Genomic DNA, 23867 nt, shown 5'->3' with positions numbered 1-23867 from the left:
TTCATGGGGGTGCGTATCTCGTGGCTCATGGTGGTCAGGAACGTGCTTTTCATGAGGCTGGCCTGCTCGGCTTCATCCTTGGCATGGCGAAGCTGCTCCAGCAAGCCACGACTCAGCGCCAGTTGTGTCTGCAGGGCGCGCTCGGCTTCGACTCGCTTCTGGATCAGTTTGCGCAGGTAGCTGTTCCAGAAAACGACACCTGCGATCAGCAACGCCGCAAGGACCAACACCTGTAGTGCCAGTTCTCGGTAGTTGCGCCATGGGCTGTCGCTGACCACGGTGCTGGTCCTCCAGCGATTGATCAACTGCTCGAGTTCTTCGGGCGCTATGCTCAGTAAGGCTTTGTCCAGGATCGATTGCAATTGTGGCTGATCGGCCGCGACGGCAAACGCCGCAACGGCCGGATCTTCGTCAAGAATGCTTGCGATCTGAAGTCGGTTCTTGAAGACGTGACTGATGTAGTAAGCCGCATTGATATGGCTGCTCAAAGCGGCATCGGCACTGCGATTGACCACAGCCTCCATCAGGTCCAGGGGGTTGTCGACTTCGACAAGCCGGGCCTGGGGGTAGCGCTGTTGCAGCATGGCGCGCTGCGGAGAGCTGCGAATCAACGCGATTCGTTGCGGTTCAAAGCGCTGGCTACCGGCCTGCAACGGGTAATCGGCGCGGGTAACGAGCACACGCGGGCTGATCAGGTAGGGCCGTGTAAAGCGCACGTGCTTGGACCGTTCGGCGCCGTAACCCAACGCGCCGATCATCATTGCGTCGCCTTGGCCCAGGCGGTCGATCATGGACTGGGCGGACTCGGCTTGCCTGATATGAAATTGCAGCCCGGTCCTCAGGGTAATTTGTTTGAGCAGGTCCAGGGTTATGCCACTGGGCCGCTGCTGGTCATCGTAGAACGTCAAGGGCGCCAAGGCCGGATTGATCAACACGTCTACGACCGGGTGAGCCGTGATCCAGGCTTGCTCCTCGTCGGTCAGTACACTCAGGTGGCGCTGTAACAAAAGACTGGTGTTGCTGTTGCTCCAGCGCTTGAGAATGGCCAGGCGCTCGCTTTCGCCAATCCGGCGCAGTGCTTTGTCGAGCAGTTGACGCAGTGCATCGTTATCGCGTGCCACTGCAAAGGCAAACGCCTCAGGAACAATCGGTGAGAAGTGATCGATCCGCAGTGCGCCTTTGAATGTCTTGCCAATCAGATAGTCCGTGCTGATAGCATCGCCCAGGTAGGCGTCGGCTTCGCCCATTGCCACGGCGGCCAGACCCGCCTGGGTAGAGCGATATAAAATCAGTTGCGCTGCCGGATAAAGGGCGCGGGCACGATTGGCCGGCAGATAATGGTCAACCATGGCCAGACGCAGCCCTGCAAGGTCGTGGGCAGGTGCAAGGCGCTGGCCTTCCCGGGTCACGATCACCGGCAGGTCATCGGCATACGCTGTAGTCAAGCTCAACCCGGCGTCTGCAGCCTCAAAGCTGTTGGAGCTGCCCAGCACGTCCACACGTCCTTCATGCAGCGCCTCTATGGCCTGATAGCGGCTATCGAAACGTTTGACTTCAACGGCTATACCCAACAAATCTGCAATGATGCCGACGTAATCTGCCGTCAGGCCTTCGTAGTCATTGGGACTGACATTGATATCGAATGGCGGATAGTCGGGCCGGGAAGTGCCCAACACCAAGCGCTTGCGGGCGTCCAGCCACTGGCGCTCGGCCGTTTGCAGCTTCAAAGGCTGCGTGGCACTTACTGAACGGGCCAGCAAACTGCGCGTCTCGCTGGCCAGCGACTGCGCGACGGCGCACGCCAGCACCATCAGCAGGACGGTGCTCGCCAGCACGCGTTTGATCGTCATGCGCCGCTCAGTAGACGTGGTTACGCTTGGCGAGATCGACCATCTCCACCAGTGACTCGGTCTTGAGTTTTTCCATGATCCGGCCGCGGTAGGTGCTGATGGTTTTGGCGCTGAGGTTCATGCAGCTGCCGATGTTCTTGTTGCTTTCTCCACGTGTCAGGCGCCTGAGGACTTCCATTTCGCGGTTGGAAAGGCTCGCCAAGCGCACCGGCTCGCTTTCCAGCGAATTGCTGTTGACCGACATCTGCGGGAACGTCGAATAGCCTTTTACCAGGGCCTTGAGCGCGAACAGCAAGGCTTCGTGATCTTCCTCCTTGGTCACGAATGCGCCGATGCCTGCGTCCAGACAGCGGCGTACATACAAGTCTGTTGCCTGGCCGGTGAGGACCATGATTTTGGGCACCTGATCGAGCGATTGCAGGCGCTTGATGACTTCCATGCCGTCCAGCCCAGGCAAACCGATGTCCAGAATCACCACGTCCGGTTTCAGCTCGCGTGCCATTTGCGCGACTTCACTGCCATTGCCCACTTCTGCGATCACATTGAAACGTTCATGTTCGAGCAGCATGCGCAAAGATAAGCGGACGATGGGGTGGTCCTCCACGATCAGCACGTTGGTCATTAGGAAAACTCCTGTTCAGATGTGGTCCAGCTCCTGAGGTACTCAGGAATACTTCTGTAAGCGGGTTGTCAGAAGCGCAGCACGATACGACCATTACCGAACTTTAGTAATGCCGAGTATATGAGGTGTTGAATTACCCTCAAGGGGCTGTTGAAAATTCCTACAAAAAGGAGGCCGATTCAGCGGCGTTTGGCCTATTGTTGGCCGCCAAACCGTAAGATCAGCTACACGCTGTGTGTACTTTACTTACGCGTGCTGACGATGCAGGGTGCTCTATCAACGATTTGCCAACCCGTGCGGGTCGAGCTGCTAGCATCCCCTGGCAGTTGGGGCATCGACCTTGCAAACGTTCCTGCGCACACCCTCGGCAAAAGGTGCACTCGAAGGAGCAGATAAAGGCATCGAGGCTGTCACCGGGCAGAGCGGCATCACAACACTCGCAGTTGGGGCGCAATTCCAGCATAAGCGTGATTCCTGTCGGGACTGTCTGCACGCAGTGTGTTCCGGACCGGAACTGGCTGGCAAGCTAGACGCGGTAAAGGTGCGCATGCCCCGCACGGTAAAGGGCCGATTCGGCGAACGGCGTGTCGCCCAGTACTCGGCCCACCAGAATCAACGCGGTACGGCGATAACCTTTGACAGTGGCGCGCTCGACGATGTCGTCCAGTGTGCCTCGCACCCAATCCTGGTCCGGCCAAGTGGCGCGGTAGACCACGGCAACGGGGCAGTCGCCACCGTAGTGAGGCAGTAGCTGTTCGACGATGCGTGCCAGGTGCTTGACCCCCAGGTGAATGGCTAGCGTCGTGCCATGACGCGCAAGCGCCTCTAGTTGCTCGCCGGCTGGCATGGGCGAGCTGTCTGCGAAGCGGGTCAGGATCACGCTCTGGGCGACGTCGGGCAAGGTCAGTTCGCATCCCAGTAACGCGGCGCTGGCAGCCACGGCGGTGACGCCTGGCACAATCTGATAGTCGATGCCAAGACGCTGCAGATGGCGGATCTGTTCACCGATGGCGCCATAAAGGCTCGGATCACCGCTGTGCACACGCGCGACATCCTTGCCCTGCGCATGGGCGCACTCGACGGCATCGATGATCTGCTCGAGGTGCAGCTCTGCGCTGTTGATCAGGGTATCGGCGCAGTGGCCTTCCAGAACGGCAAGGGGGACCAGAGAGCCGGCATAGATGATGACAGGGCAGGTGCGAATCAGGCGCTGCCCCTTGACCGTGATCAGCTCGGGGTCGCCGGGGCCGGCGCCGATGAAGTAAACCGTCATGGTATTCCTGAATGATTGACAAAGGTGAGCGGGATCAGTGAGCGATGGCCAGGGTCGCAGGGCCCAGCGTTCGACGCGTGACCAGCAGTTGCGGGCCGCCATTGTACTGGTCAGCCATGGCCAGCGCTGCACTCTCGGCCACGCCCCAGCACCCGCTGTGCGCATAGGCGACGGCTGAGCGATGGCTCAGATGCGTTTCGAAGCGATTCAAGTGCGGTGCAGGGTAGAACACCAAGGGCAGCGCCAGGTGGCTGGCCAGTGCATGCAGCCCTGGCTCGTGCGACTTGAGATCGATGCTGGCGATACCGTGAAGGTGCGTAGGGTCCAGGCCTCGCTGGGCGAGGCCTTGTTCGAGCAAGGTCAACAAGCTGTCCATCGGGCAACCCCTGCGGCAGCCAAACCCTACGTAGAACGGCTTCACTCTGGTCGGCTGAAGCGGCGATACAGCGCTGCGCTGATCAGGCCAAGGGCAAGCCAGAATGCTGCATTGGTGAGCCAGGACGCCAGCTGGAACTGAGTCTCCAGCGCCGCTGGAGCCAAACTCTGGTGCACTTCAGGCTGAGGAGCACCCATCACGTGCGGCAGCAGCAGGACAATGACGCCCACCCCCTTCAAGGCCCAGTGGCGGGCAAATACCAGCAGTGCCAGGCCCACGGCCGTGGCACCCGCGGCGCCAGCCCACCAGACCTGGCGTTGCGCCAAGTCCGCCGCAGCGGTGCCCGGCAGCTCCGGCGGCAGCCCGAGCGTGGGCGCCAGGCAGAACACGGCGAAACCGGCCAGGCCCCAGGCAGCACCACTGGCCGTGGTGCGCGGTTGGCGCAGGCTGTACAAGCCAGCCAGTATCAAAGCGAACCCCACCGCCACGACCAGGTTGCCGCCGGTGGTCGAGAGCGTGCGCTGCCAACCCTCTTCGGGTGACCAGGCCTCGTCACTGTGCTCATGGGCAGCCTCGGTATCTTGGGCATGGGCATGGGCATGTGCCGGGGCCGATGCCTCGTATGTCTCCGCTTCCAGGATCAGCGGGCTGACCCACAAACTTTGCAGCACGGTCAGCAGCAGTGCCGCCAGCAGTCCGCTGAAGCCCGCCGTACGGGCAATGTGCGTGATCATGGGTGGCACTCAGTGGCAGGGGAAGGCGGCGCTGTGCCGGGTGTCATGCGCAGCGTTGTGAACGGCTTCGATGTGCGAGAAACCGGCAAAGTAGACCAGGCACAAGCCCAGCAGGCTGGCGCTTACAGCGACGACAATGCGTTGGCTGAGGGATACGGGGGCAACGATGCTGGTAACGTGCGGGCGGGTTGTGATGGGCATTGGCGCCTTCCTCTGCGTGTTGGGGACGGGCAGGCGCGGCAGCTGCAGGCGATACCCGCAGGAATGCGACAGCGCCCGCCCACCGCGGGGTGTTGATGGACGCCAGGCCGGTCTCCGGGCTTGCGAGGAGGAGTGTATCTCCTGGGCAGCGTCACCTTCCCATGCCGAATTTCCTGGCACAGTGGTAAAGACGCCTCACTCGCTTACCGTTGCGGGGGCAGCACCGGAATAGTCAAAGCCTGCCTGACAGGCCTGTGACGCACCGATTTCCCGTTTCACCCTCTTGGGGCACCTGACGCAATGCGATAGAAAAGCACGAGCGCTGCGCTGCGTCAAATGCACAGGCGAGGCGGGCAAGCGCTCGATCATTGCTGAGCGAAGGCGATTAGCCGCTCACCATCGAGCCGATACCGCAGCCACTCGTTCTGCGGTTGCGCCCCCAGTGCGTCATAAAACCCAATGGCCGGCTCGTTCCAATCCAGCACACTCCATTCCAGACGGCCGCAGCCTTGGGCAACCGCCTGCTTGGCAATGTGCCGGAGCAACTGACGTCCGGCGCCATCGCCACGGTCGTTTGGGGTGATGTAGAGGTCTTCCAGGTAGATGCCATTGCGCCCAAGCCAGGTCGAGTAACTGTAGAAGTAAATGGCAAAACCAATCGCACGGCCCTCACGTTCGGCCATCAGGCAATGAACGGTGCTGCCTGCGTCGAACAGGCTGCGCTCGATGTCCTGGGGAGTGGCCAGCACTTCGTCGCGGGCGCGCTCGTACTCGGCCAATTCGGTAATGAAATCCAGGATCTGTTGGGCGTCAGTGCGTAGGGCAGGGCGAATTACAAGACTCATCGAGCGCTTATCCTTTATCGGCTGCGAGTGGTACAGCTATGTGTATCTGCAAAATTCTCTGTATCTGTACTGCAAGGGTGAAGCGTGCACTGGGCTAGTGTGAACTCTTTCCTGAACCCAGTGGAATACCCGTCATGCTCGCCTCGCTCGACCTGCTGATCGCCTTCGTCCTGTTCGCATTCGTTTCTTCCATCACTCCTGGGCCCAACAACACCATGCTATTGGCTTCGGGCGTGAATTTCGGTGTGCGCCGCTCGGTGCCACATGCGCTGGGCGTCAGCGTAGGGTTCATGGTCATGGTGCTTGCCGTCGGCCTGGGCCTGGGAGAGGTGTTCAAGGCCTGGCCTGCGCTCTACACCGTACTGCGCTATGCCGGAGCGGGCTATCTGCTTTACCTGGCTTGGAAAATCGCCACCTCAGGGCCGGTTGGCACCGCTTCTACGGCAGAGCCCAAGCCTATTGGCTTCTGGGCCGCGGCTGCTTTCCAATGGGTCAACCCGAAGGCCTGGGTCATGGCCATCGGCGCAATAACGACCTATACCCCGGCGCAAGGCTACGTCGCTAACGTGGTGGTCATCTCCGCCTTGTTCGCTTTGGTGAACCTACCCAGCGTGGGGGTATGGGTCATGTTCGGCAGTGCGCTGCGCGGTCTGCTGCAGAACCCGCGCTGGCTGATGCTGTTCAATGTCCTGATGGCTGCACTGCTGGTCATTTCTCTCTACCCGCTGCTGTTTGTAGAATCGGCGTTTCACCCTTGATGCAGAAGGCAGCGCCCATCATGCAACTGACACCGTGGTCCCACGACTGTAGCGAAGGGTTCATCCTGCGCGGCTGGCGCAGCGAGCCTACAGGGCGACCCCTGCTGCACGTTCTGCACGGCAACGGGTTCTGCTCGCTGGCCTATCAACCGTTGCTGATGCACCTGGGCCAGCACTTCGATCTTTGGCTCAGCGACGTCCAGGGGCACGGGGACAGTGACCACGGCGGCCCATTCCGTGGCTGGAACCGCACGGCAGCGCTGGCCGCCGAAGCCTTCAGCGCACACGTGGCTGAGTATGGCAACGTCCCCCGGCTTGCCATCGGTCATAGCTTCGGTGGAGTGCTCACCGGGTTGCTGCTGGCCAATGAGCCGCAGCTGTTCGAGCGCGCGGTGCTACTCGACCCGGTGATCTTCAGCCGGCGCATGCTGTTTTCGATGAAGCTGGCCGCCTGCTTCGGGTTGAATCGGCACCATGCGCTGGCGCGCAAAACGGCCGGCAGGCGCAGCACCTGGCCGGACCGCCCCTCAGCCATGACTTCCCTGCAAGGGCGGGGCATTTTCAAAGGCTGGACCGACGCGGCATTGCAGGCCTACGTGGCGCACGCGATCGCCGAAGGCGAAGGGGGTGTAATGCTCAAGTGCCGTCCAAGCCGCGAAGTGGACATTTTCAGTACCTATCCGTCCCACCTGTGGTCGAGCCTGGCGCGTATCAGCGTGCCGACGCGTGTGGTGTACGGCAGCCAGACCTACCCTTATGTACAGGCCTCGGCGATACGGCTGGCAGCGCTCAACCCTCATGTCAGTGCGCAGCAGGTCGCTGGCGGACACTGTTTCATGCAGGAAAATCCTGAGGCTGCGGCGCAGGAGGTGCTGGCTTTCCTCCAACCCAGCGTCCTACCCATAGAACACGCTGGACCGTTCCAGGTAGCTAGCCCGTGAGTCGATGCAACGTTATCGTGGCACCCGCACGTTGAGGAGCGCACGATGAAGACAATTTTGAATACCCATTCCAACCCTGCCGGGCACTGGGTCGGCGATGGCTTTCCGGTCCGCAGCCTGTTCACCTATGACGACGACGTCAGTCGCACCAGCCCGTTTCTGCTTCTCGATTACGCCGGCCCGCACACCTTTGCCTCCACCTCGGCGCGCCGCGGGGTCGGAGCTCACCCACACCGGGGTTTCGAGACGGTCACGATCGTCTACCAGGGCGAACTCGAGCACCGCGACTCCACTGGCGCTGGCGGGGTCATAGGACCGGGTGACGTTCAGTGGATGACCGCTGCAGACGGCATCGTTCATGAAGAGTTTCATTCACCTGGGTTCGCCCGCAGCGGCGGCGTGCTGGAGTCGGTGCAACTATGGGTGAACCTTCCGGCCCGGTTCAAGCGCGCGCCGGCCGGCTATCAGACTCTGGCCAGCGCCGATATCCCCACGGTGGACTTGGGTGCGGGCGTGGGCAGCCTGCGTGTGATCGCAGGAGAGTACCAAGGGGTGAGCGGGGCGGCTCGCACTTTCACGCCGATGGACGTTTGGGACCTGGACCTTGAGGCCGGCGCCAAAGTGGTGCTTCCCGTTCCGGCAGGCCGCACGGCTGCGGTGGTAAGCCTGGAAGGCGGTTTGCGACTGAATCAGGTCAGTGAGGCTGGCCCGTGCTCGGTGACGATATTGGCCCGTGACGGCGCCGATGTGCTGCTTGAAGCCCCGCAGCACGCTCGTGTGCTGGTGCTGAGCGGCGAGCCTATCGACGAGCCGGTGGTGGCATACGGCCCCTTCGTGATGAACACGCGGGATGAAATCATCGAGTCCATCGAAGCGTTCAAGTCAGGCAAGTTTGGCCGGATGCCCTGAACGCGCACCGTCCCAGGGCGCTGACCACCACCCGTCGCACCGATTCGATACGGCTCGAACTACCCAGCACTCGGCGTGTTCTTCAACTAAGGTGCAGATGGAACCCAGCACTTCGATACCGCATCGTTGCATGCGCCCCGACAGGTTCCTCTTACTGTGATCCTGTGCCTGACACCCAGGCCTATTCACCCACAGCTAATCCAAAGAGGGCTCTGCCATGTCTCTGATAGGCGTATCGACACTGGAACTGCGACAGATGATCGAGCAGGCCTGCTTGCCAGATCGGTGTGAAATCAGCTGCGCCGACGGCGCACATCTGACCATCCGCCTTGGCAATGGTCAGGATCTTGCAAAATCCGTCACGCTTTGTGATGTCCCGCTCAGCAGCCTCAACAGCAGCAGGGACCTGGTAAACCTGGTCGGCCAATTACACGCAATGCGCGACGGCGCTCCCGTGTACTCGAAGAAGTTGGCCTGACAGCGCGGCGCAACGCACGCTTCTGACCGGCAGTCACTGCAGTTCGAGCAGAAGGTTGAGCCCACCGTCGCCGCACTTGCCCTGGTCTCTGACAACGCCATGGTAACTGCGTCCGTCCCAGATGAATGCGACACTGTGCGCTCGGTGCACCTTGTTGGGCAGAGGTGGGCAGATGTGCAGGCGCAGCGCAGGCCGCCCTTGCAGGTTAAGCGGTGCGAGCTGGCACTGGCACTCGACACTTTGCGCCACGGGTCCGAACAGGGTATCGCGGACGTAGTCAAGTTGTACCGATGCATTAGGAGCGCGGCCTGGCATTCTCATGGACGCTGCTCTCTGACCGTGGTACGTGCTGGGGCATGTCGATGTGTCATGACGATCTCCTTTAGGGAAGAAACGTGAGGAGGCTGCAGGCTGCATGGGAGTTCAATCCTGCTTCATGCGTTCAATTCGATTGCGTTGGCGTTCAGGCGCCTGCCTTGCGAAACGTCAGGTTGATGCGGCGCGGGCCCATGCGCGGATGCACGCCAGGCTTGATGGGCAGTACACCATGAAAGCGTAGACGGTCTTCACCCCCCCACACCAGCACATCGCCATGATTCAAGGCAATACGCTGGGTTCTGTCTGAACGTTGCAATCCACCCATCAGGAATACGGCAGGCAAACCCAACGAGAGGGACACGATGGGTTGGCTGAAATCCTTTTCGTCGCGGTCCTGATGCAGGCTCAGGCGGATACCTGGCTGGTAATGATTGATCAGGCACGCATCCGGTACGAAGCCCTCGAACCCTGCACGCGCAGCGCACTGCGTGGCCAAGGTCAGCAGTACAGGCGGCAGCGCCGGCCAGGGTCTACCCGACAGCGGGTCCACGGGGCTGTATCGGTAACCGCGTTCGTCACTGATCCAACCCAGTGCGCCGCAGTTGGTCAGGCCCACGGCCATGTTCAAACCGCCAGGGGTACGCATGTGCCGCCAGGGCGCGCAACGCAGTATCGGGCGAAGCGCATCCAGCACGTGCTCGACATCTTCCAGCGCGACGCCTGGCAACAGTACTGTGCAGGGTGCCAGGTGCTGCGGTTGGGCCCCGAACAGGTCCAGATCGGATTGGATCATCAGTCTGAGTATTCCAGTTGGCCTGTTACCCAGCAGAGGAAAGCTGGAGTTCATGGGTGTTCACTATCGGTGAGCCACCAATTAATTCAAAACGTTTCTGAACGCCATCCGTCTGTTAATGGTCTTCATCGTGCCGTGGCCGCGGTAGCCGATTGATGATGAGGATTACACATGTCTGAGCACGTACCGGACAACCCCCGCAGGGACTTCCTGCGCAAGACCCTGACCTTGATACCAGTGGTAACGGTGGCCAGTACCGGCATTGGCCTGGGCAGTGCCACCGCACTGGCCGAGCCGGTACGCCAGCCCGACCAGCCCGAATCCAAGCCCGCTGCCACTGCCTACCATCCTGCGTTCTTCACCCCAGAGGAGTTCGCTTTTGTCCAAGCAGCGGTCAGCCGTCTCATTCCAGCCGACGAGCTAGGGCCTGGGGCCCTCGAGGCCGGCGCTGCGCAGTATATCGACCGCCAGATGGGCACTGCTTACGCCAGTGGCGGGCTGTGGTACATGCAAGGTCCGTTCAAGGCCGATGCGGCGCCAGAGCTTGGCTATCAATTGCAACTGACCCCGCAACAAATTTACCGCCTAGGTATCGCGGGTGTTCACCAATGGTGCCTGGCCAACGGTAACAAAGCCTTCCACGCGCGCAGCCCCGAGCAGCAGGACAAGGTGCTGGCGCAGCTGGAATCTGGCGAGCTGACTTTGCAGGACGTGCCGGCCAAGGCATTTTTCAGCCTGCTGCTGCAAAACACGCGCGAAGGCTTTTTCTGCGATCCGGTGCATGGCGGCAACCAGGGCATGGTCGGCTGGAAGCTCATCGGCTTTCCCGGAGCGCGGGCCGACTTCATGGATTGGGCCGAGCGCAACGAGCGCTACCCGTTCCCCCCCGTATCCATTCGCGGCGAGAGGGCCTGAGCCATGGCCAATGCATTGAAGAAGGTGGACGCCGTGATCGTCGGCTTTGGCTGGACGGGGGCCATCATGGCCAAGGAGCTGACCGAGGCCGGCCTGCACGTGGTTGCGCTGGAGCGCGGGCCCATGCAGGACACGTACCCTGACGGCAGTTATCCGCAGGTCATCGACGAGCTGACCTACAGCGTGCGCAAGAAACTGTTCGTGGACCTTTCCAAGGAAACGGTGACCATACGCCATACCGTCAACGATGTAGCGCTGCCGTACCGCCAGCTGGGCGCGTTCTTGCCTGGCAAGGGGGTGGGCGGTGCCGGTTTGCACTGGTCGGGGGTGCACTTTCGTGTCGACCCGATGGAGCTGCGCATGCGCAGCCACTACGAAGAGCGCTACGGCAAATCGTTCATTCCCCAGGACATGACCATTCAGGATTTCGGCGTCAGCTACGAAGAACTGGAACCCTACTTCGACTTTGCCGAGAAGGTGTTCGGCACCTCTGGCCAGGCCTGGACGGTCAAGGGTGAGCTGGTCGGGCAGGGCAAGGGCGGCAACCCGTTTGCCCCAGACCGCTCCAATCCGTTCCCGCTGCCCTCGCAGAAGAACGTGGTGTCGGCCCAGGTTTTCCAGAAGGCCACCGCGTCGTTGGGCTATCACCCTTACAACCTGCCCTCGGCCAACACATCCGGCCCTTACACCAACCCGTATGGCGCTCAGATGGGACCGTGCAATTTCTGCGGCTTCTGCAGCGGCTACGTGTGCTACATGTATTCCAAGGCGTCGCCCAACGTGAACATCCTGCCAGCGTTGCGCCAGGTGGAGCACTTCGAGCTAAGGCCCAATGCCCATGTGCTGAAGGTGAACCTGGACGACAGCAAGCAGCGTGCGACCGGCGTGACCTATATCGACGCCCAGGGCCGTGAAGTCGAACAGCCGGCTGACCTGGTGATCCTGTCGGCCTTTCAGTTCAACAATGTCCGCCTGATGCTGCTTTCTGGCATCGGCAAGCCCTACGACCCGGTCAAGAATGAGGGTGTGGTCGGGCGCAATTTCGCCTATCAGAACATGGGCACCGTCAAGGCCTTCTTCGACAAGGACTTGCACACCAACAACTTCATCGGCGCCGGTGGCAATGGCGTGGCGATCGACGACTTCAACGCCGACAATTTCGACCATGGCCCCCACGGCTTCGTCGGTGGCTCACCGATGTGGGTCAACCAGGCAGGGACGCGGCCCATTGCAGGTGTAGGCAACCCCCCGGGCACCCCCGCCTGGGGCAGTGCCTGGAAAAAGGCCACGGCCGACTACTACACCCATCAGATCTCCATGGATGCGCACGGCGCGCACCAGTCTTACCGCGGCAATTACCTGGACCTGGACCCAACCTACCGTGATGCCTATGGCCTGCCGCTGCTGCGCATGACCTTCGATTGGCAGGAAAACGACATCCGCATGAATCAGTTCATGGTCGGCAAGCTCAGCGCCATCGCCAAGGCCATGAACCCCAAGGCCATTGCGGTGCTGGGCAAGCAAGTGAACGAGCATTTCAATACTGCCACCTACCAGACCACTCACCTCAACGGTGGGGCGATCATGGGGACTGACCCTAAAACCAGCGCCTTGAACCGCTATTTGCAGTGCTGGGATGTGCACAACGTGTTCGTGCCTGGGGCCTCGGCATTCCCGCAGGGGCTTGGCTACAACCCGACCGGCCTGGTCGCTGCGCTGACCTACTGGTCGGCGCGGGCCATTCGTGAACGGTACCTGAAGAATCCCGGCCCCCTGGTGGCGGTGTAAGGAGCGATGAGCATGAACAGAATGTTGATCGCCACCGTCCTGATCGGTGTAGGCATGACGGCGCAGGCAGCGCAGGACGAGCCGGCGCTGGTCAGCCAGGGTGAGTACCTGGCGCGGGCAGGAGACTGTGTGGCGTGCCACACGGCCAAAGACGGCAAGCCGTTCGCAGGCGGGTTGCCGATGGAAACGCCGATCGGCACGATCTATTCGACCAATATCACGCCCTCATCCGAGGGCATTGGTCATTACAGTTTCGAAGATTTCGACCGTGCCCTGCGCCATGGGGTCCGCAAGGATGGCAGTACGCTGTACCCGGCCATGCCATACCCGTCCTATGCCCGGTTGACCGAACCCGACATGCAGGCGTTGTACGCCTACTTCATGAAAGGCGTGGCGCCCGTGCAGGAGCCGAACAAGGACACGGACATTCCTTGGCCCTTGAGCATGCGTTGGCCGTTGTCGATCTGGCGCAGTGTATTCGCCCCGGACCCTGAACCCTGGCAGCCATTGCCCGAGCGAGATCCGGTGGTTGATCGCGGAGCTTACCTGGTCGAAGGCCTGGGCCACTGCGGTGCCTGCCATACCCCAAGGGCACTGACCATGCAGGAAAAAGCATTAAGTGCAGAGGAGGGCGATGCCTTCCTGGCCGGCAGCGCGCCGCTCGAAGGTTGGGTGGCGAAGAATCTGCGAGGCGATCACAAGGATGGCCTGGGCAGTTGGAGCGAGGCGCAACTGGTGCAGTTTCTCAAGACTGGCCGCAGTGACACCAGTGCCGTGTTCGGTGGCATGAGCGATGTGGTGCAGCACAGCATGCAGTACATGAGCGACGCCGACCTGACGGCCATCGCGCGCTACTTGAAGACCTTGCCGCCCAGCAATCCGAATGACACGCCCCACGTCTATGACCGGCAAGTAGCGGATGCGCTGTGGAAGGGCGACGACAGCAAGCCTGGGGCTGGGGTGTATATCGACAATTGCGCCGCCTGCCACCGTACCGATGGCAAGGGATACACGCGCGTCTTTCCAGCGCTTGCCGGTAACCCGGTGGTGCAGACCCAGGATGCTACCTCGTTGATCCATTTGATCCTCAAGGGCGGGACCCTGCCTGCGACCCGCACTGCGCCCTCGACCTTCACCATGCCGGCCTATGGCTGGCGCCTGAGCGATCAGGAGGTGACTGACGTGGTCAACTTCATCCGCACCAGTTGGGGTAACCAGGGGGAGCCTATCGAGGTCAAGGCGGTGAAAAAGCTGCGCACAAGCGACATGAAGCAGACATCGGGTGATGATCTGGGGCAGGTGACTGAGCATTAAAATCCGGCAAGCCGGTCGACCCTCAAATCGCGCTTGCGAGGTGAGGGTCAAGACGGTATCTACCCGGAAACAAGCGGCACGGAGGATTCCCGATCAACGGTGGATTGACGCGCACAGGTGTTTTTGGTCTAGTGAAACCGGTTTCATCATGATCACAACAACCATAAGGTCCCATCATGAGCCCAGCACCCGCGCCAGTGCGCGACCGTGTCACCATCAGCGAGGTGGCCCGTGTCGCAGGCGTCTCGAAGGCCACCGTTTCCCGGTACATCGGGGGCGATCGCCAATTGCTGGCCGATGCCACTGCCCAGCGCCTGGGCGAGGTGATCGAGCAGCTTGGCTATCGGCCGAACCAGATGGCGCGCGGGCTCAAGCGCGGGCAGACACGGCTGATCGGCATGTTGGTCGCCGATATTCTCAACCCCTATTCGGTCGCCGTTATGCACGGCGTGGAGACGGCGTGCCGCCAGCATGGCTACAGCCTGGTCGTGTGCAACACCAACCGCGATGACGAGCAAGAGCGCCACCACCTGCGCGCCTTGCAGTCTTACAACGTGGAAGGACTGATCGTGAACACCCTGGGCCACCACCCGGGTGAGTTGCTTACCGTCATGCGCGACCTGCCCATCGTGCTGGTCGACCGGCAGTTGCCTGGGCTCAACGCCGACCTGGTCGGCCTGGACAATGCGCACGCGATGCAGCAGGGTATCGAGCATCTACACGCCCGTGGTTACCGAAACATTCTCGCCATTACCGAGCCGCTGGACGGTACCAGCTCGCGAGCCGAGCGCGTCCAGGCGTTGACAGCCCTTGTCCAAACCCGTGCTGACATGCAGTGCCAGGTGGTGCCAACCGGCCCTGAACTGTCGCAAGCGCTCACCCGCTTCTTGGGGAGCGACGGCACCCGTCCCAAGGCACTTTTCACCCTCAATGGCGTTGCGACGCTGGCGGTGACCACCGCATTGCGCGAGGCCGGGCATGCGCTGTTCGGTGAGGTCGGGGTGATCGCATTGGACGACCTTGACTGGTATCCCTTGGTTGGCAACGGCATCACGGCCCTGGCGCAGCCCACCGAACGCATCGGTATGGCAGCCTTCGAACACTTGCTCAGTCGCCTGCACGGTGAACAAGGCGTCGCCCGGCGCATCGATTTCAAAGCGTCGCTGATCATACGAGGTTCCACCCACCCACGCTGAACACAACGGCGGCCTGGGCCTTGCCCGCGATGCCTGCCGCTTAAAAATGAAACCGGTTTCATAGGACAATAACAATGCATGCAAATCCTGTTTCCATCAGCCTGTCCAGCTACGGCGCAGACTTCGTCCGACACCGCGGCCAGGAGCAGTTCATCGATCTGCTGGCCAGCGCCGAGGCAAGCCGCGTGGAGTTACGTGAGGAGTTGTTCTCATGTCAGCCCGACCCGACTGCCCTGGGTGCATTCATCGCCGGTGCAGGGCTGCAGTGTCTGTACTCCACGCCGCTAGAGCTCTGGTGCGCCCAAGGGGTCCTCGCGCCCGAGTTGAAGGCCAAGCTGCGCATCGCCAAGGCACTTGGAGCTGTGGCGGTGAAGGTGTCCCTGGGGCATTACCGGGGTGACGTCGACATGCGGGCATTGCGGGCGCTGCTGTCCGAGGACGGCCCGGTATTGCTGGTCGAGAACGACCAGACTGAGCACGGTGGGCGGATAGCGCCGCTCGTGTGTTTCTTCGAACAGGCACAGGCATGCGGTGTGCGCGTCGGCATGACGTTCGACATCGGCAACTGGCAGTGGCTGGACGAGCCTGTGCTGGAGGCCGCCAACCGGCTTGGACGTTGGGTGGAGTACGTGCATTGCAAGGCAGTGATACGCCATGCCACCGGGCGGCTGGTAGCCACTGCACCTCAAGCACCCGACCTTGAGCACTGGCAGCAGGTGCTGGCCCACTTCACCCCTGGGGTCACGCGCGCGGTCGAATACCCGCTGCTTGGCGAAGACTTGTTGACCGTAACGCGCAGCCATGTACGTCAACTGTCCGCACTGGGTGCGCGCCATCACGCACGGGAGCTGAGCCATGCCTGATCATGACGTGTTGTGCTTCGGCGAGACCATGGCCATGTTCGTGGCCGACGATGTGGGGGATCTTGCACAGGTCGGGCGGTTCGGCAAACGCATTGCCGGCGCCGACAGCAATGTCGCCATCGGGTTGTCGCGGCTTGGCTTTGGGGTGCGCTGGATCAGCCGGGTAGGCAACGACTCGCTGGGGCGCTTCGTGCTCGATAGCTTGCGTGCAGAAGGGCTCGACTGCGCGGATGTGCAGGTTGACCCCACTCATCCTACGGGTTTTCAACTGAAGGCGCGCTGCGATGACGGCAGTGATCCGGTCGTCGAGTATTTCCGGCGTGGCTCGGCAGCCAGCCACATGAGTGCTTCGATGCTGGATCCTGCCTGGCTGAGCGCGGGCCACCTGCATGTAACCGGCATTCCGCTGGCGCTGTCGGATGGCTGTCGGACGCTGGCCCAGGCGTTGGTCAGCCAGATGCGCACAGCCGGTCGCACCATCTCATTCGACCCCAACCTGCGCCCGACGCTATGGCCCGACAAGCAGCGCATGATCGAGGAGATCAACGCCATTGCTGCCCAGGCCAACTGGGTGTTGCCGGGGCTGGAGGAGGGGCGTCTGCTCACGGGTCGTCAGACACCTGCCGAGATCGCCGGCTTTTACCTGGACCTTGGTGTGGACCTGGTGGTGATCAAGCTGGGCGAGGCGGGCGCCTATTACCGCAGCGCCAACGACGAGGGCCAGGTCGCGGCCGTACCCGCGCCATGGGTGGTCGACACCGTGGGCGCTGGCGATGCTTTCGCCGTCGGGGTGCTCAGCGCCTTGCTCGAAGGCCAGCCCGTCGAGCACGCCGTTGCCCGTGGCAATTGGTGCGGCAGCCGCGCCGTGCAGTCGCGCGGTGACATGGAGGGCTTGCCGCGCCGGCAGGACCTGACGGCATACGAATTCCCACATAACCCTGAAATACGCACGGCCTGAATCACCTGTCGCACAAAAACAACAAGCTCAGGAGAAACTCACCATGAAACGTACAAGCCTGGCGCCACGCCGCTGGTGGTACATCATCCCCATCGTGTTCATCACCTACAGCCTTGCCTACCTGGACCGTGCCAACTACGGCTTCGCAGCAGCATCGGGCATGGCCGAAGACCTGCACATCACCCCTGTGCTGTCCTCACTACTGGGTGCGCTGTTCTTTCTGGGCTACTTCTTCTTCCAGGTGCCGGGTGCTATCTATGCCGAAAAGCGCAGCGTCAAGAAGCTTATCTTCGTCTGCCTGATCCTGTGGGGTGGGCTGGCCACGCTGACCGGCATGGTCAGCAACGTGTACATGTTGATCGGCATCCGTTTTCTGCTGGGCGTGGTGGAGGCGGCGGTGATGCCGGCCATGCTGGTCTACCTGTGCCATTGGTTCACCCGTGCGGAACGCTCGCGTGCCAACACCTTCCTGATGCTGGGCAACCCAGTGACCATCCTGTGGATGTCGGTGGTATCGGGCTACCTGATCAAGCATTTCGACTGGCGCTGGATGTTCATCATCGAAGGCTTGCCGGCGGTGATCTGGGCGTTTTGCTGGTGGCGCCTGGTCGATGACCGGCCTGCGCAGGTTTCCTGGCTGAGCGAGCAGGAGAAAAATGATCTGCAACAGGCACTGGCAGCAGAGCAGCAGGGCATCAAGCCGGTCAAGAACTACCGTGAGGCGTTTCGCTCGCCGCAGGTGATCATCCTGTCACTGCAGTATTTCTGCTGGAGCATTGGCGTATATGGCTTCGTGCTGTGGCTGCCCTCGATCCTCAAGCAGGCGGCCAACGTCGACATCGTCGAGGCCGGCTGGCTGGCCTCGGTGCCTTACCTGGCGGCGGTGATCGCCATGGTGGGCGTCTCCTGGGCCTCTGATCGGATGCAACGGCGCAAGCGCTTCGTGTGGCCACCGCTGCTGGTGGCGGCGCTCGCTTTCTACGGCTCCTACGCATTGGGGACCGAACACTTCTGGTTGTCGTACGCCCTGCTGGTGGTCGCCGGGGCCTGCATGTATGCCCCCTACGGTCCGTTCTTCGCAATCGTGCCCGAGATTCTGCCGGCCAACGTGGCCGGTGGCGCCATGGCCTTGATCAACAGCATGGGCGCGCTGGGCTCATTCGGTGGCTCGTGGCTGGTGGGATACCTCAACGGCGCCACGGGTAGTCCCGCAGCGTCGTACCTGTTCATGTGTGGCGCGCTGCTGTGTGCCGTTGCCCTGACCGCAGCGCTGAACAACTCAACCACCTCCGGGCGCGCCAAGACGCCTTGCCTGCGTCCGGCCACCCCCTTCAGGAACCCAACATGAAAAAACGCATCGTGTTGTACAAGGCGTTGTCCCACGACTTGCTCGCGCGCCTTCAGGCCGCGGCAGAGGTCACCACCGTCGACCTGGCCCGCCCCGATGGGATGGCGCGCTTGCGTGATGCGCTGCCCGGCGCCCACGGCCTGCTAGGCGCCAGTTTGCGCCTGGATGCCAGCCTGCTCGACCTGGCGCCCGAGCTTGAGGTCATTTCCAGTGTGTCGGTGGGCGTGGACAACTACGACATCACCGACCTTGATCGACGCGGCATCGTGCTCACGAATACGCCCGATGTGTTGACCGAAACCACGGCCGACACTGGCTTCGCACTGATCCTGGCCACGGCCAGGCGGGTGGTGGAACTGGCCAACTGGGTGCGCGATGGTCATTGGCAATCAAGCCTTGGCCCTGCGCAGTTCGGCAGCGACGTACACGGCAAGACGCTGGGCATCGTCGGCATGGGGCGTATCGGCGAAGCACTGGCGCGGCGGGCGGCCGCGGGTTTCGGCATGCAGGTGATCTACCACAGCCAGCGACCCAAGCCTGACGTCGAGGCCCGCTACGGGGCCAGACGCGTTGCGCTGGACGCGCTATTGGCGCAGGCAGATTTCGTCTGCCTCACCGTCCCGTTGAGCGCAGCTACCGAGGGGCTGATCGGGCGCAAGGAACTGGCGCTTATGAAACCTGCGGCCATCCTGATCAATATCTCCCGAGGGCGTGTCGTGGACGAACAGGCGCTGATCGATGCCCTCGAAACACGGCGCATCCGCGGCGCGGGCCTGGATGTGTTCGTTCAGGAGCCATTGGCGGTCGACTCGCCTTTGCTGCGGCTGGCTAACGTGGTGGCCACCCCGCACATAGGTTCGGCCACCGAAGACACCCGGCAAGCGATGGCGCGTTGCGCCGTGGACAACATGCTCGCCGCGCTAGCGGGTAGACGCCCAGCCAACGCGGTCAACGGCTGATGCGCCGCCGCTGAGGATGGTTGATCAGCGGCAGTTGCCGGCTTTGCGGTAGCCCGCTGCCTGGGCTTCTACCTCGGTCGCGAAGGCGACCTGGTTCTTGGGCGCGACCTGGTGATAGCCCGGGCACCCGACAGACAAGTGATACACGTGGCTGTTGCGGTTGCCCAGTACGGCGCCCACGGGGGCTTGGCTTGCTACGGTGGTACGGGCAGGCGCCGCCAGCGCTGGCTGCACGCCATCGCCCGTTGGGGTGTAGTTCAGGGTCCACTTGCGTTCGCCCGTGACGAACGGGTTGGCGTGGCCCATGATGGCGGAGATGCGTCTGTCGCGCTCTTTTTCCCAGGCTGAAACGGGGTGCTGGCGGTCCCATGCCATCAGCAGCTGTTGCTGTTGGCGAGACATGTTCAGGCGGTAGCGATCGAACATGTAGAACGTGGTACGGGCGACCAGGCCCTTGACTTCATCTCTGGGCTCGGCCGCGCGCTGGGCAAAATCCACCTTGGTCGTGCACTGGCCATATTCGCCCTGGTTGCCACTGACCATGCCGTAGTTGAAATTGCTGCGGTCACCGTTGACCTCACCCACGGCAGGGTAGAGGTTGAAGAGGTCGGCCTCCATGGCGCGGAATACCGGGTCGCTGTCCACACAGTGCTCCCGGCCGCCGTTTTTCCAGCACTGGCGTTGGTTGCCGAAGGTATGGGCCGGCACGATGTGCTCCCACTCGGTGCGCTCGGCGCGGTTTTGCTGTTTGCGGGTCTGGTAGCCACACGAAGCCGCGTCGATCCGTCCGCCTGACTTGCCTACCCATGTCCACTGGCAGCCGCAATACAGCTCGCCCATGGCGCTCTTGTCCTGGTCCATGTAGACCTGCTGCTTGGCCACGACCTTGGCTTCAGCAAAAGTGGAGGGCGGGTTTGCCCAGGCAGGGCTACTTAGAATCAGAAGTAGATGAAGGGCGTAACGCAATGATTTCATGGGTAAACAACACGCAGATTACTGGGGCGTGCATTGTAGTACTTCTACCCAGAGCAGACAGCACGCATTGACCACCACGCGTAGGAAAACGGGTGGCCAATGGTCGCAGGGAAGGCGTGATGCTATTTGAAACCCGTGACTGCATGGGGCACGTAGGGTGCCTCGAGTCGAGCGGTCTCCTCAGCCGTCAGGCGCAGGTCGATGGCGGCCAAGGCGTCGTCCAGGTGCGCGGGCTTGGACGCACCGACGATGGGCGAGCTGACCCCTTGCTTGCCCAGTACCCAGGCAAGCGCCACTTGGGCCATCGGCACGCCACGCTCCTGGGCAATCTGTTCGACCACGTCGATGACGCGTCCGTCTTGCGCCTCGGTTTTCTCGAAGAATGACTGCCCGGACAGATCGGTGCGGGTCCGTTCGGTCTGCTGCCCGTTGGGGCGGGTCAGGCGACCACGTGCCATGGGGCTCCAGGGCATGAGCCCGACGCCCTGATCCAGGCACAGGGGAATCATTTCGCGCTCTTCTTCACGGTACAGCAGGTTCAAAAAGTTCTGCATCGACACGAAACGGCTCCAGCCGTTGCTGGTGGCCACCTGCTGCGCCTTGGCAAATTGCCAGGCATACATCGACGAAGCGCCGATATAGCGGGCCTTGCCCGCCCTGACCACGTCATTGAGCGCTTCCATGGTCTCTTCGATGGGAGTGGTGTAGTCCCAGCGGTGGATCTGGTACAGGTCGACGTAGTCGGTGCCCAAACGCGACAGGCTGGCGTCGATACTGGTCATGATCGCCTTGCGCGACAACCCTTGCTCATTGGGACGGCTGGCGCCCTGCCACATGTTGGCCGGGTAGAAAACCTTGGTGGCGATCACCGTCTCGTCACGCCGGGTGAATTCCTTGAGCAGTTTGCCGAGGATCACCTCTGAGGTGCCCGCGGAATAGCTATTGGCCGTGTCGAAAAAGTTGATGCCCTGCTCGACGGCATGGCGAATGATGGGCTTGCTCGCGTCTTCGCCCAGTGTCCAGGGGTGCGTGCCGGCATCCGGCTCGCCGAAGGTCATGCAGCCCAGGCACAACCTGGAAATGTCCAACCCGGTGGTACCCAATTTCACGTATTGCATCAGTGTGTCCTCGTCAGCCTTTGAATAGGTGCAGCGTACCCGCGTTGGCCATGCGGGCAAATTCCGTGTTGCTGCAAGTGGGACCTGCAGGAATTCACAAGCGCAACAGGGGCTTGATCTGCTGGTGCAGGAAATCGGTCACTGCCTTTATCCGCGGCGTGGCGCGCACGTCTTCATGCACCGCCAGCCAGATCTCGATGCTGATGGTCTGCTCAGGCTGGCCAGCCACGGTCAACCCGTGCTCATGGGCCATGAAGGCGGGCAGGCAAGCGATGCCTATACTTCCGGCACACGCCTGGGCCTGGATGCGCAAGTCGTTGCTCAGCAAGGCGAAGGGTTGCTCGCCCGCCTGGCGGTTGAGCCACTGTTGCTGCGGTGAATGGGCCTGGGAGGCGTCATAGCCAATGTACCGGCGTGCCGAACCGCTGGCTTGGTAATCGGCACTGGCATACAGACGATAGTCCAGGTGCCCGAGCAGGCTGACCACCAGGGTCGGCTCGGTGGGCCGTGACAGGACGATGCTGATGTCGGCCTCGCGCCTGGCCAGGGATGCCCGAGACTTGCTGCCCACCAGCCGCAGGCGCAGTTGGGGGTAGTGCTTGTAAAGGTCCCCCAGGCGCCTTGCGATGATGCTGCCCAGCAAGGCGGGCGGTGCCGAGAGGATCACTTCACCTTCTACCGTTTGTTGACCGGCGCTGGCAAAGTGTTCGAGGGCGAAGGACGATGCGGCCATCTGACCGGCCAACTCGCCCACGCGCTCGCCATCCTCGGTGAGCACATAGGCCCGTGCGCGGCGGTCGACCAGCTTCAGGTTGAGCGAAGCCTCGAGGGATGCGATCCGCCGAGCGACGGTAGCGTGGTCGACTGACAGTACCCTGGCGGCGGCAGACAGCGACCCGGTCGCGCAGAAGGTCGAGAAATGGCGTAAGTCTTCCCAATCGAACATGAGCGGGCTCGGCAGTTATAGGTCTGAGAGGGCCAGACACCGTCTTGGATACCAGCCCGTGCGGGAATGTAGCCTTGGCTCAAGCGCCGCCTTTCATGCGCCGTGCGACAACATAGAGCCCCAGCCCCAGCAGCGCCATGGCAGCGCCGATGTAACCTGTACTGGTCCAGCCCAACCCCGCCGTGATCGCCATGCCTCCCAACCATGGGCCCAGGGCGTTGGCCAAGTTGAAGGCGGCATGGTTCGAGGCCGCTGCAAGGCTTGGGGCTTCGTGAGCGATGTCCATCAGGCGGATTTGCAAGGGCGCTGCCAGGGCGATCATGGTACCCACCAGGCCGATGCCCAGCAGCAGGCTCCACAGGTTCGCGGCGGCAAAGGTGAAGAACAGCAGGACCAACACCGACCACGCCAGCACCAGCCCCACGGCGCGGAACTGCAAGCGGTCGAACAATTTGCCGCCGACGATATTGCCGACAATGCCGCCCACGCCGAAGGCTGCCAGGCCGAACGGAATCCACTGCGGCGCCACGCGGGTCACTTCGAGCATGGTCGGGGCCAGGTAGCTGAACACGCAGAACATCCCGGCAAAGCCGATGGACGCAATGCCCAGCGCCATCCAGACCTGGGGCAAGGTGAAGGCCTTGAGCTCCTTGCGCGGGTCACTGCGCACCTCATCATGACGCTGGGGCACGAAGCGCCACACCATGGCGATGGTGCACACGGCAATCAGCCCGACCAGCACGAACGCCGAACGCCAGCCAAAGTACTGGCCCAGAAAGGTGGCGATCGGGTTGCCCAGCAACATGGCCAAGGTAAGCCCCATCATGACCCGAGCCACGGCGCCTGCGCGCTGGTTGTTGGCCACCATGCTCGAGGCCACGACTGCGGCAATGCCAAAGTACGCGCCGTGGGGCAGGCCGCTGATGAAGCGAAACGCGATCAGCCCGCCAAATGAAGGTGCGAAGGCGGTGGCCAAGTTACCCAGCGCATACAGGCCCATCAGCAACAGCAGCATGTGCTTGCGCAAAATCTTGGCGCCAAGGATGGCCAAGGTGGGTGCGCCCACCATGACCCCCAGCGCGTAGGCGCTGATGGCATGTCCGACCTGAGGTTCGCTCAGGTTCAGGTTACTGGCGATATCCGGCATCAGGCCCATGATGGCGAACTCACCGGTGCCAATGGCGAAGCTGCCCAGCGCCATGGCGGCTTCCATTTTTACGACCGTGCTTTTGCTGGGCAACGGGGAGGGTTCTAAAACTGACATCTGGCTCCTTGAAACATGCTGAAACGTTCAAGGGATGATAATGGCAACGCGAACGGTGCGTCGAGCCGCGCTGACTCGCTCGCCGACGCAATCAGCGGTCTTCTCCGGGCGCAAAAGTAGGGCGA

26 protein-coding genes and 1 riboswitch are annotated in these 23867 nt (G+C 62.0%); of the genes, 12 read left to right on the top strand and 14 right to left on the bottom strand.

The features are described from left to right. From ACF8GB_RS04190 to ACF8GB_RS04155, 8 genes are all read right to left on the bottom strand, one after another. The coding region (locus tag ACF8GB_RS04190; RefSeq protein ID WP_392526597.1) for a transporter substrate-binding domain-containing protein at positions 1-1844 on the bottom strand (1844 nt) is incomplete at its 3' end. A 13-nt stretch (positions 1845-1857) separates the two neighbouring features. Continuing rightward, positions 1858-2472 (bottom strand): response regulator transcription factor, encoded by a 615-nt coding sequence (locus tag ACF8GB_RS04185; RefSeq protein WP_058637752.1) that lies wholly within the window; start codon positions 2470-2472, stop codon positions 1858-1860. Between the two features lie 220 nt (positions 2473-2692). Beyond that, positions 2693-2935, bottom strand: a complete 243-nt coding sequence (locus ACF8GB_RS04180) for a DUF1272 domain-containing protein (protein ID WP_197844624.1) — start codon at positions 2933-2935, stop codon at positions 2693-2695. Positions 2936-2998: 63 nt separating this feature from the next. Further along, positions 2999-3745 carry a precorrin-4 C(11)-methyltransferase gene (gene cobM, locus ACF8GB_RS04175; protein ID WP_392526593.1) on the bottom strand — a complete coding sequence of 249 codons (747 nt, stop codon included), beginning with the start codon at positions 3743-3745 and terminating at the stop codon, positions 2999-3001. Between the two features lie 34 nt (positions 3746-3779). Further along, complete coding sequence (locus ACF8GB_RS04170) at positions 3780-4166, bottom strand: cobalamin biosynthesis protein (RefSeq protein WP_197844623.1); 387 nt, start codon at positions 4164-4166, stop codon at positions 3780-3782. Then, on the bottom strand, positions 4163-4855 hold the full coding sequence (locus ACF8GB_RS04165; protein ID WP_078478599.1) for a CbtA family protein: 693 nt from the start codon (positions 4853-4855) through the stop codon (positions 4163-4165). Before ACF8GB_RS04165 ends, ACF8GB_RS04170 begins: the two co-directional genes overlap by 4 nt. Before the next feature lie 9 nt (positions 4856-4864). Next, on the bottom strand, positions 4865-5056 hold the full coding sequence (locus ACF8GB_RS04160; RefSeq protein ID WP_058637748.1) for a CbtB-domain containing protein: 192 nt from the start codon (positions 5054-5056) through the stop codon (positions 4865-4867). 87 nt (positions 5057-5143) lie between these two features. After that, positions 5144-5367: riboswitch (cobalamin riboswitch) on the bottom strand. A 54-nt stretch (positions 5368-5421) separates the two neighbouring features. Further along, positions 5422-5901 carry a GNAT family N-acetyltransferase gene (locus ACF8GB_RS04155; protein WP_058605007.1) on the bottom strand — a complete coding sequence of 160 codons (480 nt, stop codon included), beginning with the start codon at positions 5899-5901 and terminating at the stop codon, positions 5422-5424. Between the two features lie 134 nt (positions 5902-6035). On the opposite strand from ACF8GB_RS04155, the gene ACF8GB_RS04150 reads away from it, so the two are divergent. From ACF8GB_RS04150 to ACF8GB_RS04135, 4 genes are all read left to right on the top strand, one after another. After that, positions 6036-6659, top strand: a complete 624-nt coding sequence (locus tag ACF8GB_RS04150) for a LysE family translocator (RefSeq protein WP_058605006.1) — start codon at positions 6036-6038, stop codon at positions 6657-6659. Between the two features lie 20 nt (positions 6660-6679). Further along, entirely contained in the window at positions 6680-7600 is a 921-nt protein-coding gene (locus ACF8GB_RS04145; RefSeq protein WP_197844621.1) for an alpha/beta fold hydrolase, read from the top strand. Between the two features lie 45 nt (positions 7601-7645). Then, entirely contained in the window at positions 7646-8509 is an 864-nt protein-coding gene (locus ACF8GB_RS04140) for a pirin family protein (RefSeq protein ID WP_392526592.1), read from the top strand. Positions 8510-8726: 217 nt separating this feature from the next. After that, positions 8727-8987: a DUF1652 domain-containing protein gene (locus tag ACF8GB_RS04135; RefSeq protein WP_392526591.1), complete on the top strand. Its 261-nt coding sequence runs from the start codon at positions 8727-8729 to the stop codon at positions 8985-8987. Positions 8988-9020: 33 nt separating this feature from the next. Here ACF8GB_RS04135 and ACF8GB_RS04130 read toward each other — a convergent pair whose 3' ends face one another. Together ACF8GB_RS04130 and alkB are read right to left on the bottom strand one after the other, a co-directional pair. Continuing rightward, a complete protein-coding gene (locus ACF8GB_RS04130; RefSeq protein ID WP_049695925.1) occupies positions 9021-9308 on the bottom strand; it encodes a hypothetical protein in 288 nt (95 codons plus the stop codon). 142 nt (positions 9309-9450) lie between these two features. Then, positions 9451-10098 (bottom strand): DNA oxidative demethylase AlkB, encoded by a 648-nt coding sequence (alkB, locus tag ACF8GB_RS04125; RefSeq protein WP_196126073.1) that lies wholly within the window; start codon positions 10096-10098, stop codon positions 9451-9453. 171 nt (positions 10099-10269) lie between these two features. On the opposite strand from alkB, the gene ACF8GB_RS04120 reads away from it, so the two are divergent. The 8 genes from ACF8GB_RS04120 (at position 10270) to ACF8GB_RS04085 (ending at position 19439) form a co-directional block, all read left to right on the top strand. Then, positions 10270-11013: a gluconate 2-dehydrogenase subunit 3 family protein gene (locus ACF8GB_RS04120; RefSeq protein ID WP_078478601.1), complete on the top strand. Its 744-nt coding sequence runs from the start codon at positions 10270-10272 to the stop codon at positions 11011-11013. 3 nt (positions 11014-11016) lie between these two features. After that, complete coding sequence (locus ACF8GB_RS04115; protein WP_058637743.1) at positions 11017-12801, top strand: GMC family oxidoreductase; 1785 nt, start codon at positions 11017-11019, stop codon at positions 12799-12801. Positions 12802-12813: 12 nt separating this feature from the next. Next, on the top strand, positions 12814-14115 hold the full coding sequence (locus ACF8GB_RS04110; RefSeq protein ID WP_392526589.1) for a c-type cytochrome: 1302 nt from the start codon (positions 12814-12816) through the stop codon (positions 14113-14115). 176 nt (positions 14116-14291) lie between these two features. Further along, on the top strand, positions 14292-15311 hold the full coding sequence (locus ACF8GB_RS04105) for a LacI family DNA-binding transcriptional regulator (protein WP_392526588.1): 1020 nt from the start codon (positions 14292-14294) through the stop codon (positions 15309-15311). Between the two features lie 74 nt (positions 15312-15385). Continuing rightward, complete coding sequence (locus tag ACF8GB_RS04100) at positions 15386-16174, top strand: sugar phosphate isomerase/epimerase family protein (protein ID WP_392526587.1); 789 nt, start codon at positions 15386-15388, stop codon at positions 16172-16174. Further along, positions 16167-17132: a sugar kinase gene (locus tag ACF8GB_RS04095; RefSeq protein WP_058637739.1), complete on the top strand. Its 966-nt coding sequence runs from the start codon at positions 16167-16169 to the stop codon at positions 17130-17132. Before ACF8GB_RS04100 ends, ACF8GB_RS04095 begins: the two co-directional genes overlap by 8 nt. Before the next feature lie 43 nt (positions 17133-17175). After that, positions 17176-18480: an MFS transporter gene (locus ACF8GB_RS04090; RefSeq protein WP_100851414.1), complete on the top strand. Its 1305-nt coding sequence runs from the start codon at positions 17176-17178 to the stop codon at positions 18478-18480. Continuing rightward, positions 18477-19439 (top strand): D-glycerate dehydrogenase, encoded by a 963-nt coding sequence (locus tag ACF8GB_RS04085; RefSeq protein WP_058637737.1) that lies wholly within the window; start codon positions 18477-18479, stop codon positions 19437-19439. Before ACF8GB_RS04090 ends, ACF8GB_RS04085 begins: the two co-directional genes overlap by 4 nt. A 24-nt stretch (positions 19440-19463) precedes the next feature. On the opposite strand, the gene ACF8GB_RS04080 is transcribed toward ACF8GB_RS04085, so the two are convergent. From ACF8GB_RS04080 to ACF8GB_RS04065, 4 genes are all read right to left on the bottom strand, one after another. Further along, a complete protein-coding gene (locus tag ACF8GB_RS04080; protein WP_058637736.1) occupies positions 19464-20414 on the bottom strand; it encodes an endonuclease in 951 nt (316 codons plus the stop codon). 122 nt (positions 20415-20536) lie between these two features. Continuing rightward, positions 20537-21532, bottom strand: a complete 996-nt coding sequence (locus ACF8GB_RS04075; protein WP_392526586.1) for an aldo/keto reductase — start codon at positions 21530-21532, stop codon at positions 20537-20539. Between the two features lie 94 nt (positions 21533-21626). After that, positions 21627-22478: a LysR family transcriptional regulator gene (locus ACF8GB_RS04070; RefSeq protein WP_058637734.1), complete on the bottom strand. Its 852-nt coding sequence runs from the start codon at positions 22476-22478 to the stop codon at positions 21627-21629. 79 nt (positions 22479-22557) lie between these two features. Continuing rightward, positions 22558-23742: an MFS transporter gene (locus tag ACF8GB_RS04065; protein WP_178091303.1), complete on the bottom strand. Its 1185-nt coding sequence runs from the start codon at positions 23740-23742 to the stop codon at positions 22558-22560. Positions 23743-23867 lie beyond the last annotated feature (125 nt).

Source organism: Pseudomonas sp. xss_4 (assembly GCF_043104125.1).
GTDB lineage: Bacteria > Pseudomonadota > Gammaproteobacteria > Pseudomonadales > Pseudomonadaceae > Aquipseudomonas > Aquipseudomonas parafulva_B.
This window is presented reverse-complemented; position numbering and strand designations above follow the sequence as displayed.

Excerpts from the sequence above, each read along its gene's own strand:
- ACF8GB_RS04185 (WP_058637752.1), bottom strand. The coding sequence starts at position 2,472 with ATGACCAACGTGCTGATCGTGGAGGACCACCCCATCGTCCGCTTATCT.
- ACF8GB_RS04180 (WP_197844624.1), bottom strand. The coding sequence starts at position 2,935 with ATGCTGGAATTGCGCCCCAACTGCGAGTGTTGTGATGCCGCTCTGCCC.
- cobM (WP_392526593.1), bottom strand. The coding sequence starts at position 3,745 with ATGACGGTTTACTTCATCGGCGCCGGCCCCGGCGACCCCGAGCTGATC.
- ACF8GB_RS04165 (WP_078478599.1), bottom strand. The coding sequence starts at position 4,855 with ATGATCACGCACATTGCCCGTACGGCGGGCTTCAGCGGACTGCTGGCG.
- ACF8GB_RS04160 (WP_058637748.1), bottom strand. The coding sequence starts at position 5,056 with ATGCCCATCACAACCCGCCCGCACGTTACCAGCATCGTTGCCCCCGTA.
- ACF8GB_RS04155 (WP_058605007.1), bottom strand. The coding sequence starts at position 5,901 with ATGAGTCTTGTAATTCGCCCTGCCCTACGCACTGACGCCCAACAGATC.
- ACF8GB_RS04150 (WP_058605006.1), top strand. The coding sequence starts at position 6,036 with ATGCTCGCCTCGCTCGACCTGCTGATCGCCTTCGTCCTGTTCGCATTC.
- ACF8GB_RS04145 (WP_197844621.1), top strand. The coding sequence starts at position 6,680 with ATGCAACTGACACCGTGGTCCCACGACTGTAGCGAAGGGTTCATCCTG.
- ACF8GB_RS04140 (WP_392526592.1), top strand. The coding sequence starts at position 7,646 with ATGAAGACAATTTTGAATACCCATTCCAACCCTGCCGGGCACTGGGTC.
- ACF8GB_RS04135 (WP_392526591.1), top strand. The coding sequence starts at position 8,727 with ATGTCTCTGATAGGCGTATCGACACTGGAACTGCGACAGATGATCGAG.
- ACF8GB_RS04130 (WP_049695925.1), bottom strand. The coding sequence starts at position 9,308 with ATGAGAATGCCAGGCCGCGCTCCTAATGCATCGGTACAACTTGACTAC.
- alkB (WP_196126073.1), bottom strand. The coding sequence starts at position 10,098 with ATGATCCAATCCGATCTGGACCTGTTCGGGGCCCAACCGCAGCACCTG.
- ACF8GB_RS04120 (WP_078478601.1), top strand. The coding sequence starts at position 10,270 with ATGTCTGAGCACGTACCGGACAACCCCCGCAGGGACTTCCTGCGCAAG.
- ACF8GB_RS04115 (WP_058637743.1), top strand. The coding sequence starts at position 11,017 with ATGGCCAATGCATTGAAGAAGGTGGACGCCGTGATCGTCGGCTTTGGC.
- ACF8GB_RS04110 (WP_392526589.1), top strand. The coding sequence starts at position 12,814 with ATGAACAGAATGTTGATCGCCACCGTCCTGATCGGTGTAGGCATGACG.
- ACF8GB_RS04105 (WP_392526588.1), top strand. The coding sequence starts at position 14,292 with ATGAGCCCAGCACCCGCGCCAGTGCGCGACCGTGTCACCATCAGCGAG.
- ACF8GB_RS04100 (WP_392526587.1), top strand. The coding sequence starts at position 15,386 with ATGCATGCAAATCCTGTTTCCATCAGCCTGTCCAGCTACGGCGCAGAC.
- ACF8GB_RS04095 (WP_058637739.1), top strand. The coding sequence starts at position 16,167 with ATGCCTGATCATGACGTGTTGTGCTTCGGCGAGACCATGGCCATGTTC.
- ACF8GB_RS04090 (WP_100851414.1), top strand. The coding sequence starts at position 17,176 with ATGAAACGTACAAGCCTGGCGCCACGCCGCTGGTGGTACATCATCCCC.
- ACF8GB_RS04085 (WP_058637737.1), top strand. The coding sequence starts at position 18,477 with ATGAAAAAACGCATCGTGTTGTACAAGGCGTTGTCCCACGACTTGCTC.
- ACF8GB_RS04080 (WP_058637736.1), bottom strand. The coding sequence starts at position 20,414 with ATGAAATCATTGCGTTACGCCCTTCATCTACTTCTGATTCTAAGTAGC.
- ACF8GB_RS04075 (WP_392526586.1), bottom strand. The coding sequence starts at position 21,532 with ATGCAATACGTGAAATTGGGTACCACCGGGTTGGACATTTCCAGGTTG.
- ACF8GB_RS04070 (WP_058637734.1), bottom strand. The coding sequence starts at position 22,478 with ATGTTCGATTGGGAAGACTTACGCCATTTCTCGACCTTCTGCGCGACC.
- ACF8GB_RS04065 (WP_178091303.1), bottom strand. The coding sequence starts at position 23,742 with ATGTCAGTTTTAGAACCCTCCCCGTTGCCCAGCAAAAGCACGGTCGTA.